Source organism: Zoogloea sp. (genome assembly GCF_023150065.1).
In the GTDB taxonomy this organism is placed as follows: domain Bacteria; phylum Pseudomonadota; class Gammaproteobacteria; order Burkholderiales; family Rhodocyclaceae; genus Zoogloea.
The window spans coordinates 64,250-78,815 of the sequence record NZ_JAKLLN010000002.1; the positions used below are offsets into that span (position 1 = coordinate 64,250).

Below are 14,566 nucleotides of genomic sequence, written 5' to 3' on the forward strand. Positions count from 1 at the left end.
CCCCGAGAGATCATGAGCAAGAATCCTCCCCCCAATCCCCTGAAGATCGCCAGCAAGCTGCTGCTCAAGCCTTACGACCTGGACTTCGAGGATCTCGACAAGGTCTTCGGCAAGCTCTTCCGCCACAAGCTCGACTACGCCGACCTGTACTTCCAGTACCACCGCTCCGAGGCCTGGAGCCTGGAAGAGGGCATCGTCAAGTCGGGCAGCTTCAACATCGAACAGGGTGTCGGCGTGCGCGCCATCACCGGCGAGAAGACCGCCTTCGCCTACTCCGACGACATCAGCCTGAAGGCCCTCAAGGACGCCGCCGACGCCACCCGGGCGATTGCCGACAGCGGGCGCCGCAAGACCCACAAGGTCGAGGCCGCCAAGAAGTCGCCGGCCGCCCTCTACATCCCCGACAACCCCCAGGGGTCCCTCGACGACGTCAGCAAGGTCAAGCTGCTGGAGCGCCTCGAAGCCATGGCCCGGGCCGAGGATCCGCGGGTCAAGGAGGTCATGGCCAGCCTGGTCGGCTCCTGGGAGGTGGTCATGGTGGCCCGCAGCGACGGCCACCTGGCCGCCGACGTGCGCCCCCTGGTGCGGGTCTCGGTGACGGTGATCATGGAAGAGAACGGCCGCCGCGAGCAGGGTTCCGGCGGTGGTGGCGGGCGCTACGACTACAGCTACTTCAGCGACGAGGTGCTCACCGGCTTCGCCCGCGCCGCCGTGCACCAGGCCCGGGTCAACCTGGGCGCCGGCCCGGCACCGGCCGGCCTGATGACCGTGGTGCTCGGCAACGGCTGGCCCGGCATCCTGCTGCACGAAGCCATCGGCCACGGCCTGGAGGGTGACTTCAACCGCAAGGAGAGCTCCGCCTTCGCCGGCCGCATCGGCGAGCGGGTGGCGGCCAAGGGCGTCACCGTGGTGGACGACGGCACCCTGCCGGACCGCCGTGGTTCCCTGACCATCGACGACGAGGGCAACCCCACCCAGCGCACCGTGCTGATCGAGGACGGCATCCTCACCGGCTACATGCAGGACACCCTCAATGCCCGGCTGATGGGCGTCAAGCCCACCGGCAACGGCCGCCGCGAATCCTTCGCCCACCTGCCCCTGCCGCGCATGACCAACACCATCATGCTGGCTGGCCAGCACGAGCCCGCCGAGATCATCGCCTCGGTGAAGAACGGCCTTTATGCCGCCAACTTCGGCGGTGGCCAGGTGGACATCACCTCCGGCAAGTTCGTCTTCTCCACCTCCGAGTGCTACCTCATCGAGGACGGCAAGGTGACCCGCCCCGTCAAGGGCGCCACCCTGATCGGCAACGGCCCCGACTGCCTCACCCGGGTGTCCATGATCGGCAACGACATGGCCCTGGACCCGGGCGTCGGCACCTGCGGCAAGGACGGCCAGAGCGTGCCGGTGGGGGTCGGCCAGCCGACCCTGCGCATCGACGGCCTGACCGTCGGCGGCACCGGAGGCTGACATGGAGCGGCGCGCCTTCCTGGCCTTGGCGGGTGGATGGTGTGCACAGCCCCTGGCAGAAGCCTGGGCTGCCCCGGCGGCGACGCCTGGTGGCCTGTCCCTGCCGGCGGCGATCAACAAGGCCGGGCGTCAGCGCATGCTCTCCCAGCGCACGGCCAAGGCCTGGCTGATGCTGGTGATGGGGGTCTTTCCGGAGCGTGCCAAGGCCATCCTGGGCCAGTCATCCTCCCTCTTCGAGGCCCAGCTGGCGGAGCTCAAGACCCTGCTGCCCAGCGACGAGCTGCACACCCTGCACCTGCAGCTGGAGCACGACTGGGGGCGCTTGCGCCCCCAGCTGGCGGATATCCGCAGCGACGCCAAGGCCATCTGGACAAACAGCGAGGCGGTGCTCGCCAGCGCCCAGAAGCTGACGCTCGCTTACGAGAAGGCCGCGGGCTCCTCGGCCGGGCGTCTCGTCAATGTGTCGGGCCGGCAGCGCATGCTGTCCCAGCGCATGGCCAAGGCCTACTATTTCCGGCAGATGGACATCAACGCCGCGCCAGCGGGCGAGATGCTCGACACCGCCATGAAGGAGTTCGCCAAGGCCCACGAGGAGCTCAAGGCTGCGGCGGTCAACACGCCGCAGATCAAGTCCGAACTGGCCCTGGTGGAGCAGCAGTGGTTCTTCTTCCAGAACGCGCTGAGCATGCGCGATGCAGGGGGGCAGCGCAAGGCCGCGGCGGATGTGGGCACCACCAGCGAGCGAATCCTGGAGCAGATGGACCTGGTGGTGGGCCACTACGAAAAGCTCGCCACCGCCGCCGAGCGTTGATGGAGCGGACGAGCATGAACCTGCGTTACCCCCTGATCGCCATCCTGGCCGTGCTCGGCGCGGCCTGCGCCACGCCCCCGTCCGCCGACCCCCGGGCGGTGCGCCGGCTTGATCCGGCCGAGAGCGCCCGCATCGACGCGGCGCGCCCGGGCCAGCCCCTCAGCCTCGACGAGGTGGTGCGTCTCTCCCGGCAGGGCACTCCTACCGCCACCCTGCTCGAAACCCTGCGCAGCACCGGCACCCACCATGCCCTGAGCCCTTCAGAAGTCCTGCGTTTGCGTGAGCAGGGCGTGGCGCCGGAAGTGCTCGATGCCCTGGCCGAAGCCCAGGCCCGCTGGGAGCAGGACAATGCGGCCGCAGCCAGGGCGCGCCAGCAGACCGAGCAGGCTGCCGCCGTCGACCGGGCCCGGGCCGAGGCCTATCGCCGCGGCGCCTGGGACGCCTACCCGGTGTACCCCTACGGCTCGATCTACTACGGCCAGCCCTTCCGCTCCTACGGTCGCCCTGGCCACCCCTGGGGGCGTGGCGGCATCAACTGGGGCATCCGCATCGGCCGCTGAACGCCGACGGTTCTTGGCAGGCGGACAGGGAGCCCTCCCTCCGCGCCGCCAAGCTCAGTGAAGTGCAGAAGCATCTGGCTGTCACCCGTCACGTTTACACCCCAAGTCCCTGGTCTTCAGCAAGAAGCTGTGGGACAGCCTGAGCGCCGACGAGAAGAAACTGATCGGTGACGCCGCCGCCTACCAGCGCCAGGTGTCCCGCCAGCAGGCCAACGAGGCGCTGGAGGATCCGAAGAAGGCCGGCATGCAGGTGAGTGAGTTCGCCAAGGTTCGCAAGTAAGCCACTGAAGGGAAGGGCGGCCCCGCTGCCCGACCCGCTGGAAGGAAAGAAGCATGCAAGAGTTCGTGTTTGACCATGCCTTCTGGATCGCCCTGATCCAGATCATCGGCATCGACATCGTCCTGTCCGGGGACAACGCCGTGGTGATCGCCCTGGCCGCCCGCGCCCTGCCCGAGGCCGAGCGCCGCAAGGCGGTGATGTGGGGCAGCAGCGCCGCGGTGGTGATGCGGGTCGTGCTGACCATCGTGGCCGCGGAGCTGCTCCGTCTGCCGCTCCTGAAGGTGGTCGGCGCCGTGCTCCTGCTGTGGATCGCCGTCCAGCTGCTGGTGCCCGAGAGCGAGGACGAAGGGGCTGGGGCCGGCCCGATCAGCGGCGGCTTCATCGCCGCCATCAAGACCATCATGCTGGCCGACCTGGTGATGAGCATGGACAACGTGGTGGCGATTGCCGGCGCCTCCAAGGGCAGCGTGCTGCTGCTGGTCTTCGGGCTGGGGCTGAGCATTCCGCTGGTGGTCTTCTCCAGCACCTACCTGATGAAGGTGATGGAGCGCTTCCCGGTAGTGATCACCGCCGGCGCCGCACTGCTCGGCTACGTGGCCGGGGAGATGTTCGTCAGCGACCTCTTCCTCGGGCCGTGGATCGACGCCAACGCTGCCTGGCTGCACCGGGCCCTGCCGATCGCCGGCGCGGTCTTCGTGGTGGGGGTCGGCAAGCTGATGGCTGCCCGCCAGGCGCGCCAGGCCGCCGTCGAGATCCCCCTGGGCGAGAGCGCCCCGCACAGCAGCACCCCGCGCTGAAGGAGAGATGACCATGCCCACCCTGTTGATGCCCATCGATGGTTCCGAAGCCTCCGCCCGCGTCGCTGATGTCCTGGCGGCCCGGCTTGCCCTGTACCGGGCGCCGGCCGTGCTCCACCTGGTCAATGTCCAGCACCCCGTCGGCCATGACGTGGGGCAGTTCGTCGGCCACGACACGCTGCAGGACTACCACCGGGAGGAGGGCCTCAAGGCCCTGGAAAGTGTGCGCGCGACCCTGCAGGCCGTCGGCCACAGCCCGCAGCTCCACGTGCTGGTGGGCGAGGACCCCGCCGCGGCGATTGCCGGCCTGGCCACCCGCCTGGCCTGCGACGAGATCCTGATGACCACCCACGGCCGTGGCGCGCTGACCAAGCTGTTCCTCGGATCGGTGGCCTCCGAGGTGGTCCGCCTGGCCGACGTGCCGGTCACGCTGCTCAAGTGACGATGCCGGCCGACCGAACCCTTTCACTGCAAGGAGGCATTTCCATGGGGGCAGTCCAGACCTGTATCGCCGGCGCCAGCAGCGACTGAGGCAGGCCGGGGCTCAGCCCGGAGGCGGTGATCCGCTCGCGGCGGAGTCCTCGTCGGGGGCGTCCGGAAGGCTCACGCTGAAGCACGTTCCGCCGTGTGTGCCCGGCTGGCAGGCCACCCGGCCGTGGTGGGCCTGCACGATGGCCCTTACCACGGCCAGCCCCAGGCCCGTGCCGCCGCTCTGGCGCGAGCGGGATTCCTCGCCCCGCACGAAGGCCTCGAAGATGTGCGCCGCCAGCTCTTCGGAAATCCCCGGGCCGGCGTCTTCCACGCGCAGCACGAACTCGGCGTTGATGTGCGCCGTGCTGATCCGCAGCGGGCCGGGGGAGGCGTGGCGCCGGGCGTTTTCCAGCAGGGCCAGCACCACCTGGCGCAGGCGCGCGGCGTCGCAGTGGAGCGGGCCGGCCTCCAGCGCGAGCTGTACCTCAAGCCCGGCGGCCCGCAGCTCCGGCGCCATCAGATCTACGATGGCGCGGATCTCGGCGGCCATGTCCACCCGGGTCCGGTGCAGGCTGAGGTGGCCGCTGTCGGCCAGGCTCAGGGTGCGCAGATCGTCGATGAGCCGGGACAGGCCTTCCACCTGGGCCAGCAGGCTGCGGAACAGGGCTTCATCAGGCTCGAAGACCCCTTCGGCGAGGCCCTGCAGGCGCCCCCGCAGGATGGTGACCGGTGTGCGGAGTTCGTGGGCGATGGCGGCATTCCAGGTGACGAGCTCCCGCGTCATGCGCTCAAGGCGTTCGGCCATGGAGTTGAAGTCATCCACCAGGCCCACGGCTTCGCCCAGGCTGCGGTCTTCGGTGCTGGCGCGCACCGACAGATCGCCCCGGGCCAGCTGGCGGGCACCTTGGGCCACCGAGTTGAGGGGCTGCAGGATGCGGCGGGACAGGCGCAGGGCGGTGTTCACCGCCAGAAACAGGCCGAGCACCGTCAGGGTGGCGATGAGCGCCCACTCCGACGGTGTGGGCGGCCAGCTATCCATCGTGGGGGACACCAGGGCGGGATTGACCCGCATCACGATGGCGTAGAACAGGTAGAAGCCCGCGTGCAGCAGCAGCATGACCCCCAGTACCATACCCGACAGGGACAGCGCCAGCTGCCGGCTGAGGCCGGTGGTGCGCATCAGGCCACCTCCTCGAGCCGATAGCCGACGCCGCGCAGGCTGACCGGCACACCGGGCAGGCCGGCGTCTTCGAGCTTCTTGCGCAGCTTGCTCATGTGGCTGTCCACGGTGCGCTCCAGCACGTCCCCCTCGGATGACAGGCAGGCGGTGATCAGCTCGCCGCGGCTGAACACCCGCCGCGGCGCCCGGGCCAGGTGGGCGAGCAGGCGGAACTCGGTGAGGGTCAGCGGCAGCGGGTGCTGGACTCCGGCATCGTTGATCCGGGCGTGGAAGGCTTCCAGGTCAATCTCGAGCTTGCCGATCCGCAGGACGTCGGCGGGCGTCTCGTCCTTGCCCCGGCTGCGGCGTAGCACGGCCTGCACCCGGGCGGCGACCTCCGCCGGGTTGAAGGGCTTGACCACGTAATCGTCGGCGCCCACCCGCAGGGCCATCAGCTTGTCGATGTCCTGGTCGTGGGCCGTGACCATGATCACCGGCGTGGTGGCGCGGGTGCGTACTTCGGAAAGCACCCGCCAGCCGTCCACCAGGGGCATCTGCACGTCCAGCAGCAGCAGGTCGGGCTTGAGGGCCTGGTGCATGTCGAGGGCGGCCCTGCCGTCGGCGGCCCAGGCGGTGCGCAGGCCCTCCCGGTGCAGGTAGGCCTTGAGGATGTCCACGATCTCGGGTTCGTCCTCGGCGATCAGGACCAGTGCTGCGTTGTTCATGGGGTGTGCTCTTGCCTCGGGTTGGGGCTCCATCGAATCTCCATCTTCCGCCCGCGAAGGCCCAACACGCGGGGGGTAGGCTCGGGCCATTGCATTGATGTTGCTGCGCAGCATGCGCGGCCAAGCCCGAAATGACCAAGCCTGATTTCTTGCCCGCTCTTCTGCCACCCTCTGCGGCGGCGCTTCTTGTGTGCCTGCTGGCGGCGTGTTCCGCCCAGGAGGCGCCTCCGCCGGTGGCCGAGGCGCCGCTGGTGTCCACCCTCCGCGTGCAGCCCCGCACGCTGCAGACCGATGACGACCTGCCCGGCCGGGTGGCGGCGGTGCGTACCGCGGAGATCCGTCCTCAGGTCGGGGGCATCGTGCAGCGCCGGCTCTTCGAGCAGGGGGCGGAGGTGAAGGCCGGGCAGGTATTGTTCCAGATCAACCCGGCGCCCTTCAAGGCAGAGGTGGACAACGCCGAGGCCAGCCTGAAGCGCGCGGTCGCCGCCCTGGAGCGGGCCCGTCAGCAGACCCAGCGGCTGGAGCCGCTGGTGGATGCCGACGCGGTGAGCCGCCAGCTCTACGACGATGCCCTGTCCCAGCGCAACCAGGCCGCCGCCGAGGTGGATCAGGCCCGTGCCCAGCTTGCCCGGCGGCGCCTCGACCTGGAGTTCGCCACCGTCCGCGCGCCCATCGGCGGGCGCATCGGCGAGGAGATGGTGACCGAGGGGGCGCTGGTGGCGAGCAATGACGCCACGCCCATGGCCCGCATCCAGCAGATCGATCAGGTGTATGTGGACGTGCGCCAGCCTGCCTCCATGCTCGACGCCATCCGGGCGTCGGCCGGGCGGGAGGGCGAGGCCCCGGGCCGGGTGAGCATCCTGGATGCCCAGGGCCGGCCCTACCCGGTGGGCGGCCGTGTCCTGTTCTCCGGCGTCAATGTGGATGTGGGGACGGGGGATGTGGTGCTGCGGATTCGCGTGGATAACCCGGCGCGGCACCTGCTGCCGGGCATGTTCGTGCGGGCCCAGGTGCCCCGGGGCGGGCCGGTGGAGGGCATCTCGGTGCCCCAGCAGGCGGTGGTGCGGGCCGGCGACGGCCAGCCCCGGGTGTGGACGCTGGACGCCGCGGGCAAGGCACGCCAGCACATCGTGCGGGTGGGCAAGGTGAAGGCCGGCGAGTACCCGGTCGAATCCGGCCTGGCGGCGGGCGACACGCTGGTGGTGGAGGGGCAGGATCGGCTTCGCGTCGGTGAGCCCGCCCGGGCGCAGGCCTGGTCCGACGGGGCCGCCAAAGCGGCGACCGCCGCGCGCTGAGGAGGATCGCCCATGCCCCGTTTTTTCATCGACCGGCCGATCTTTGCCTGGGTGGTGGCCCTGTTCATCATCCTGCTGGGCCTCATCGCCATTCCCCAACTGCCCATCGCCCGCTACCCCACCGTCGCTCCGCCGACGGTGAGCATCTACGCCACCTACCCCGGGGCCACCCCCCGCACCATGAACGATGCGGTGGTGGGGCTCATCGAGCGGGAGCTGTCCAGCGTCCGCAATCTGCTGTACTTCGAGTCCTCGACGGACACCTCCGGTGCGGCCGAGATCCGCGCCACCTTCAAGCCCGGCACCAACCCGGAAATGGCCCAGGTGGACGTGCAGAACCGCATCAAGGCCATTGAGCCGCGCCTGCCGGTGGTGGTGCGCCAGAACGGCCTCCGGCTGGAGTCCGCCGCGTCGTCCTTCCTGATGATCGTGGGCGTCAAGTCGGTGGACGGGCAGTTCGACGAGGTGGCCCTCAGCGACTACCTGGCCCGCAACGTGGTGGAGGAATTGCGGCGCATCGAGGGGGTCGGCCGGGTGCAGCTGTTTGGCGCCGAGCGGGCCATGCGGATCTGGGTCGATCCGGCCCGGCTGCTCTCCTACAAGCTCTCCATGAGTGACCTGAGCGACGCGGTGGGCCGCCAGAACGTGCAGATCGCCCCGGGCCGGGTGGGGGGCGCGCCCACCGTCGAAGGCCAGCGGGTGACCGTGCCGGTGACGGTGCAGGGGCAGCTGCGCACGCCGGAGGAATTCGCCGCCATCGTGCTCAAGGCCAATCCGGACGGGTCCAAGGTGGTGATGGGCGATGTGGCCCGGGTGGAGCTGGGTGCCCAGTCCTACGCCGAGACCATCCGCGAGAACGGCCAGCCGGCCTCGGCGCTGGCGGTGCAGCTGGCCCCCGGTGCGAACGCGGTGCGCACCGCGGCGGCAGTGCATGCGCGCATGGCCGAGCTGTCCCGCGCCATGCCCGCGGGCATCAGCTATTCCGTGCCCTTCGACACGGCGCCCTTCGTGCAGATCTCCATCGAGAAGGTGGCGCAGACCCTGCTCGAGGCCATGGTGCTGGTGTTCCTGGTGATGTACCTGTTCCTGCAGAACGTCCGCTACACGCTGATCCCGGCCATCGTCGCGCCCATCGCGCTGCTGGGCACCTTTGCGGTGATGCTGGTGGCGGGTTTCTCGATCAACGTGCTCACCATGTTCGGCATGGTGCTGGCCATCGGCATCATCGTGGACGACGCCATCGTGGTAGTGGAGAACGTGGAGCGCCTGATGGCCTCGGAAGGGCTGGGGCCGCGGGAGGCCACGCTCAAGGCGATGAAGGAAATCACCGGCGCGGTGATCGGCATCACCCTGGTGCTGATCGCGGTGTTCATTCCGATGGCCTTCGCCAGCGGGTCGGTGGGGGTCATCTACCGCCAGTTCACCCTGTCCATGGCGGTGGCGATCCTGTTCTCGGCCTTCCTGGCCTTGAGCCTGACCCCGGCCCTGTGCGCCACGCTGCTCCATCCCCACGCGGGGCATGCTGCCCAGCGGGGTTTCTTCGGCTGGTTCAACCAGGGCTTTGCGCGCATGGAGCGTCGCTACGCGGGCGGCGTGCAGGGGCTGCTGCTGCGCAGCGGCCGGGTCATGCTGGTGTTTGCCGCCCTGGTGGGGGCCCTGTCCTTCGGGCTGGGGGCGCTGCCCTCCGCCTTTCTGCCGGAGGAGGATCAGGGGTATTTCATGACCTCCATCCAGCTGCCCTCCGACGCCACGACCGAGCGTACCCTGGAGGTGGTCAGGACCTTCGAGGCCCACGCCTCGACGCGTCCGGGCATTGCCTCCGAGCAGGCCGTGCTGGGCTTCAGCTTCTCGGGTTCGGGCCCCAACGCGGCCATCGTGTTCTCCAACATGAAGCCCTGGGGCGAGCGCAACGGCGCCACCGCCGCCGAAGAGGTGGCCCTGGCCCAGGGCGCCATGGCCGGCACGCCGGAGGGCATGGTGATGAACCTCATGCCGCCCGCCATCGAAGAGCTGGGCACCTCGTCGGGCTTCGCCATGCGTCTGCAGGACCGGGCCAACCAGGGCTTCGACGCCCTCATGAAGGCCCAGGAGACCCTGCTCGGCCTGGCCGCGGAGAGCCCGGTGTTTGGCATGGTGTATCCGGAAGGCCTGCCCCCGGGCAGCAGCGTCCGGCTCGACATCGACCGCCAGAAGGCGGAGGCGCTGGGTGTGTCCTTTGCCGCGATCAGCGACACCCTGTCCATCGCCATGGGCTCCCTCTACGTGAATGACTTTCCCAACGCCGGGCGCATGCAGCAGGTCATCGTCCAGGCGGACGCCCGGGCCCGGATGCAGGTGGATGACATTCTCAAGCTCTACGTGCGCAATGCGGCGGGGGGCATGGTGCCCCTGGGTGAGGTGGTGAACCCCGTCTGGGCGGACGCGCCGCTGCAGATGCTGCGCTACCAGGGCTATCCCGCCGTGCGCATCTCCGGCGCGGCGGCCCCCGGGGTGTCGAGCGGTGAGGCCATGGCCGAGATGGAGCGGCTAGCGGCCAGGCTGCCGCCGGGCTTCGCCATCGAATGGACCGGGCAGTCGCTGCAGGAGCGCCAGTCCGCCGCCCAGGCGCCGGTGTTGATGGCCCTGTCGATGCTGGTCGTCTTCCTGGTGCTGGCGGCGCTCTACGAGAGCTGGGCGATTCCCCTGGCCGTGATGCTGGTGGTGCCCCTGGGGCTGATCGGCGCCGTGCTGGCGGTGGGCGTGCGCGGCCTGCCCAATGACGTGTTCTTCAAGGTGGGCATGATCACCGTGATCGGTCTGTCGGCCAAGAACGCCATCCTCATCATCGAGTTCGCCAAGCAGCTGCGGGAGCAGGGCATGGGCCTGGTGGAGGCCGCCGTGCAGGCGTCCCGCCTGCGGCTGCGGCCCATCCTGATGACGTCCCTCGCCTTTGCGCTGGGGGTGGTGCCGCTGATGCTGGCCACCGGCGCCAGTGCCGAAACCCAGCATGCCATCGGTACGGGCGTGTTTGGCGGGATGGTCAGCGCCACGGTGCTGGCGGTGTTCTTCGTGCCGGTCTTCTTTGTGTTTGTCCTCGGTCTGCACGGGCGCCTCCAGCGTCTGTTCCGGCGCGGGGCTGTCGTGGAGCGCTGAATGATGCGTCTGCTTCCCCTGAGTCTTGTCCTGGCGCTGGCGGGGTGTTCCCTGGTGCCGCCCCTGCCGGCGCAGGAGGCCGGCTTGCCCGCCACCTACGCCGACGCGCCCCTGCACGACGGCCATGGCGCCGATCTCGGCTGGCGGGAAATGTTTGGCGACCTGCGCCTGCAGGCCCTGGTGCGTCTGGCCCTCGCCAACAACCGCGATCTGCGGGTCGCCGTTGCCAATGTCGAGGCCGCGCGCGCCCTGTACGGCATCGAGCGCAGCGCCTTGCTGCCGCGGGTGGATGCCCGCAGCACCCTGGGCCGGGAGCGGGTGGCCGCCACCGGGAGTGGCCCCGCGGTGGTGCAGGGCAGCGATGCCGCCGGCCTCGTCCTGAGCGCCTTCGAGATTGACCTGTTCGGTCGGGTGAGGGCCTTGTCCGACGCCGCCCAGGCACGCTATCTGGCCAGTGCGGAGGGCTCCCGGGCGGTCCGCATCAGCCTGGTGGCAGCCGTGGCGGATGCGTACCTGGAGGAGCGGCTGGCCGTGGAGCAGCTCCACCTCACCGAGACCACCCTTGCGGACTGGCAGCAGTCCCTGTCCCTGGCGCGCCTGCTCAAGGACGCCAAGCAGAACAGCGGCCTCGACGTGGCCCAGGCCGAAGGGCAGGTGGCTTCCGCCGAGGCCGATCTGGAAAGCCGCCGCCGGGATCTGGCCCAGGCCCGCAACGCGTTGACCCTGCTGCTGGGGGCCGCGCCGCCGGATGATCTGCCGGCCGGGCGGCCGCTGGCGGAGCAGCCCATCCGCACCCTCCTGCCGGCGGGCCTGCCGTCCGACCTGCTGCTGCGCCGGCCCGATCTGCGTCAGGCCGAGCAGGCCCTGCGGGCGGCCAATGCGGATCTCGGCGCGGCCCGGGCGGCGTTCTTTCCCACCCTGTCGTTGACGGCCAGCCTGGGCTACGCCAGCCCGGCGCTGGGCAGTCTGTTCAAGGGCAGCCAGCTGGCCTGGGGATTCACCCCCCAGCTCACCCAGCCGCTCTTCACCAACGGCCGCCTCTCCGCCGGGCGGGATCTGGCCGAGGCCCGCCGGACGGCGGCGGTGGCCGAGTACGAAAAGACCATCCAGACGGCCTTCAGGGAGGTGTCCGACGGTCTCTCCGCCAGTTCCACTCTCGATGCCCAGCTGCGGGCGCAGGTGCGGGTGGTGGCCAGCGCCGAGCGTCGTCGGGATCTGTCCAATCTCCGCTACCGTGCCGGGCAGGATAGCCGGCTGGAGCTCCTCGACGCCCAGCGGCAGGCCTACGCGGCCCGGCAGGGCGTGCTCACCCTGCGCCGCGCGGTGTTCAAGAACGCGCTGTCCCTCTACAAGGCGCTGGGGGGCGGGCTGTCGGAGGGCTGACGGAAATTCCCCCATTTGTGGCAGCGGTCAGAAGTCGATCTGGTTGGAGGTGCTGACTTCTGTTTCGGGGGCGTGCCGCCAGGCACTACGCCGGGCCGCTGTTCATCTACACCGGGATGCGCTGGGGCAGGAACGACCGCGATAGCGGCGTTTACGCCTTTTTTATGGAAGCGGTGCAACAATTTCCCCGTGCTCCTCCGAGGGGCTGTCCCATGGGGAGAGTTGATGTCGTCGTCCATCCTGCTGACTGAAGACCGCAAGCGCTCCGCGGGGGGGCGCTATGGGCTGGCGGTGCTGGCCTGCGGGGTGGTGGTGCTGGGCCTGCTGCCCTTCCGCACCCATCTCGATCTGCCCAACACGGTGATGTTCTTTCTGCTGACCGTGGTGGTGGTGGCCTTGATGGCCGGGCGCGGGCCGGCCGTGCTGGCTTCGGTGCTCGGCGTGGCCCTGTTCGATTTCCTGTTCGTGCCGCCGCGCTTCTCCTTCGAGGTCAGCCACGCGCCGCATCTGCTCACCTTTGCCGTGATGCTGGTGGTCTCGCTGATCGTCGGTCAGCTCACCGCCGGCCTGCGCGCCCAGGCCCGCGAGGCGGCGCGCCGGGAGCGGGTGGCGCGGGGGCTGTACGGCCTGGCCCGGGAGCTGGCCGGCGCCATGGTGGTGGAGCAGGTGGATGAGTCGGTGGCGCGCTTTCTGCAGGATCAGTGGCAGGCCCCCTGTCGTCTGCTGTTGCCGGCGCCGGACGAGGGGCTGCGGGCGGTGGGGGAGCGCAGTGGCCCCTTCCTGGACGCCGGCTCGGCGCTGCTGACCCAGGCCCGTAGTGGCCTGCGTCCCCTGCGGGTGCCCGCCGGGGGTGGCTCCGGCCATCTGCATGCCCTGCCTCTGGCCGGCGCCACCCGCAACCGGGGCGTGCTGATGGTGGTGCTGGAGGAGGACGACGACGACATCGGGCCCCTGCTGGCGGTGCTGGCCGCCCTGGTGAGCACGGCGGTGGAACGCCTGCATTTTGTCGAGGTGGCCCAGGCGGCCCAGCTGGAGGCCGAATCGGCGCGCCTGCGCAGCTCCATCCTGTCGGCCCTGTCCCACGACGTGCGTACCCCGCTGACCGCGCTTTATGGGCTGGCCGATTCCCTGGTGGTGGGGCCACCGCCCCTGCCCGACGAGGCCCGGGACATCGCCGGGGCCATCCGCGACCAGGCCCTGCGGGTCAATGGCATGGTCGGCAACCTTCTCGACATGGCCCGCCTGCAGAGCGGGCCGGTCCGCCTGCGCAAGGAGTGGCAGCCGGTGGAGGAGGTGGTGGGGGCCAGCCTGCAGCTGCTCGGCCGAGCCCTGGACGGGCACCCGCTGCGGGTGCTGGGGTTGGCGACGCTGCCGCTGCTGGAGTTTGATGCGGTGCTGATCGAGCGGGTCTTCTGCAATCTGCTGGAGAACGCCGCCAAGTATTCACCGCCGGGTTCGCCCATCGTCCTCTCGGCCATCGCCGGCCCGTCCATGGTGGAGCTGCAGGTGGCGAGCGGGGGCGATGGCTTTCCGCCGGACAAGCTGGACAAGGTGTTCGGGCTGTTCGAGCGCGGTCAGCCCGAGACGGCGGTACCCGGCATGGGCATCGGGCTGGCCATCTGCCGGGCCATCGTCGAGGCCCACGGGGGCCGCATCCGCGCCTTCAATCCCGCAGAGGGCGGGGGCTGCGTGGCCTTCTGCCTGCCCCTGGGCAACCCGCCGCCCATCGAGTCCGAAATGCTGGAACCCGAGACCCTGCCGGTGCAAGGGGAGGGGACATGAAGGACGCGATGATCCTGCTCATCGAGGATGAGCGCCAGATCCGCCGCTTTGTGCGCGGTGCCCTGGAGAAGGAGAGCCTGCGGGTGAGCGAGGCGGAGACCCTGCGCGAAGGCCTGCTCGAGGCCGGGCGCTGTCAGCCCGAGCTGGTGATCCTGGACCTGGGCCTGCCCGATGGGGACGGCAGCCGGTTCGTGGCGGATTTCCGGGCTTGGTCGTCGGCGCCGGTGCTGGTGCTGTCGGCCCGGTCCACCGAGCACGACAAGATCGGGGTGCTCGACGCGGGGGCGGACGACTACCTGACCAAGCCCTTCTCCATCGGCGAACTCCTGGCCCGGGTGCGGGCGCTGCTGCGGCGCGGCCGGGGGCGGCCCGACACCGAGGCCGCCCGGGTGGTGTTCGGCGAGGTGGAGGTGGATTTCTCCCTGCATAGGGTGCAGCGCCGGGGCGAGGCGGTGCGCCTCACCCCCCTCGAATACCGCCTGCTGGCGGTGCTGGCCGCCAATGCCGGCAAGGTCATGACCCACCGCCAGCTGCTCCAGGCGGTGTGGGGCCAGGCCACGGGCGACAACAGCCACTACCTGCGCATCTACGTGGGCCATCTGCGCCACAAGCTCGAAGACGATCCGGCGCAGCCGCGCCACTTCCTCACCGAGACCGGGGTCGGCTACCGGTTTCAACTCTAGTCGTACGGTCTCCCGCGG

Annotated in this window: 13 protein-coding genes; 11 read left to right on the forward strand and 2 right to left on the reverse strand. The window is 70.0% G+C overall.

Translation table 11 applies throughout. From position 1 onward, the window contains the following. The first annotated feature begins 12 nt into the window (after nucleotides 1-12). The 6 genes from tldD (at nucleotide 13) to L6Q67_RS03585 (ending at nucleotide 4,360) form a co-directional block, all read left to right on the forward strand. On the forward strand, nucleotides 13-1,470 hold the full coding sequence (tldD, locus tag L6Q67_RS03560; RefSeq protein ID WP_296565415.1) for a metalloprotease TldD: 1,458 nt from the start codon (nucleotides 13-15) through the stop codon (nucleotides 1,468-1,470). Between the two features lies 1 nt (nucleotide 1,471). Further along, entirely contained in the window at nucleotides 1,472-2,281 is an 810-nt protein-coding gene (locus L6Q67_RS03565; RefSeq protein WP_296565418.1) for a type IV pili methyl-accepting chemotaxis transducer N-terminal domain-containing protein, read from the forward strand. A 14-nt stretch (nucleotides 2,282-2,295) separates the two neighbouring features. Then, nucleotides 2,296-2,841 (forward strand): hypothetical protein, encoded by a 546-nt coding sequence (locus L6Q67_RS03570; RefSeq protein WP_296565421.1) that lies wholly within the window; start codon nucleotides 2,296-2,298, stop codon nucleotides 2,839-2,841. A 160-nt stretch (nucleotides 2,842-3,001) separates the two neighbouring features. Then, nucleotides 3,002-3,121: a hypothetical protein gene (locus L6Q67_RS03575; RefSeq protein WP_296566192.1), complete on the forward strand. Its 120-nt coding sequence runs from the start codon at nucleotides 3,002-3,004 to the stop codon at nucleotides 3,119-3,121. A 53-nt stretch (nucleotides 3,122-3,174) separates the two neighbouring features. Next, entirely contained in the window at nucleotides 3,175-3,918 is a 744-nt protein-coding gene (locus L6Q67_RS03580; protein WP_296565424.1) for a TerC family protein, read from the forward strand. A gap of 13 nt (nucleotides 3,919-3,931) precedes the next feature. Further along, nucleotides 3,932-4,360: a universal stress protein gene (locus L6Q67_RS03585; RefSeq protein ID WP_296565428.1), complete on the forward strand. Its 429-nt coding sequence runs from the start codon at nucleotides 3,932-3,934 to the stop codon at nucleotides 4,358-4,360. 102 nt (nucleotides 4,361-4,462) lie between these two features. On the opposite strand, the gene L6Q67_RS03590 is transcribed toward L6Q67_RS03585, so the two are convergent. Both L6Q67_RS03590 and L6Q67_RS03595 read right to left on the reverse strand, forming a co-directional pair. Further along, entirely contained in the window at nucleotides 4,463-5,569 is a 1,107-nt protein-coding gene (locus tag L6Q67_RS03590) for an ATP-binding protein (protein ID WP_296565431.1), read from the reverse strand. Continuing rightward, the gene (locus L6Q67_RS03595; protein ID WP_296565434.1) at nucleotides 5,569-6,273 is read right to left on the reverse strand and encodes a response regulator; all 705 of its coding nucleotides are present in this window, start codon (nucleotides 6,271-6,273) and stop codon (nucleotides 5,569-5,571) included. The genes L6Q67_RS03590 and L6Q67_RS03595 overlap by 1 nt, the downstream gene beginning before the upstream one ends. Before the next feature lie 131 nt (nucleotides 6,274-6,404). On the opposite strand from L6Q67_RS03595, the gene L6Q67_RS03600 reads away from it, so the two are divergent. The 5 genes from L6Q67_RS03600 (at nucleotide 6,405) to L6Q67_RS03620 (ending at nucleotide 14,548) form a co-directional block, all read left to right on the forward strand. Beyond that, a complete protein-coding gene (locus L6Q67_RS03600) occupies nucleotides 6,405-7,568 on the forward strand; it encodes an efflux RND transporter periplasmic adaptor subunit (RefSeq protein ID WP_296565437.1) in 1,164 nt (387 codons plus the stop codon). Nucleotides 7,569-7,580: 12 nt separating this feature from the next. Beyond that, nucleotides 7,581-10,700 carry an efflux RND transporter permease subunit gene (locus L6Q67_RS03605; protein ID WP_296565440.1) on the forward strand — a complete coding sequence of 1,040 codons (3,120 nt, stop codon included), beginning with the start codon at nucleotides 7,581-7,583 and terminating at the stop codon, nucleotides 10,698-10,700. Continuing rightward, nucleotides 10,701-12,083, forward strand: coding sequence for an efflux transporter outer membrane subunit (locus L6Q67_RS03610; protein WP_296565442.1), 1,383 nt, complete (start codon nucleotides 10,701-10,703; stop codon nucleotides 12,081-12,083). A gap of 225 nt (nucleotides 12,084-12,308) precedes the next feature. Then, nucleotides 12,309-13,865 carry a DUF4118 domain-containing protein gene (locus L6Q67_RS03615; RefSeq protein ID WP_296565444.1) on the forward strand — a complete coding sequence of 519 codons (1,557 nt, stop codon included), beginning with the start codon at nucleotides 12,309-12,311 and terminating at the stop codon, nucleotides 13,863-13,865. Then, a complete protein-coding gene (locus L6Q67_RS03620) occupies nucleotides 13,862-14,548 on the forward strand; it encodes a response regulator (RefSeq protein WP_296565447.1) in 687 nt (228 codons plus the stop codon). The genes L6Q67_RS03615 and L6Q67_RS03620 overlap by 4 nt, the downstream gene beginning before the upstream one ends. The last annotated feature ends 18 nt before the right edge of the window (nucleotides 14,549-14,566 follow it).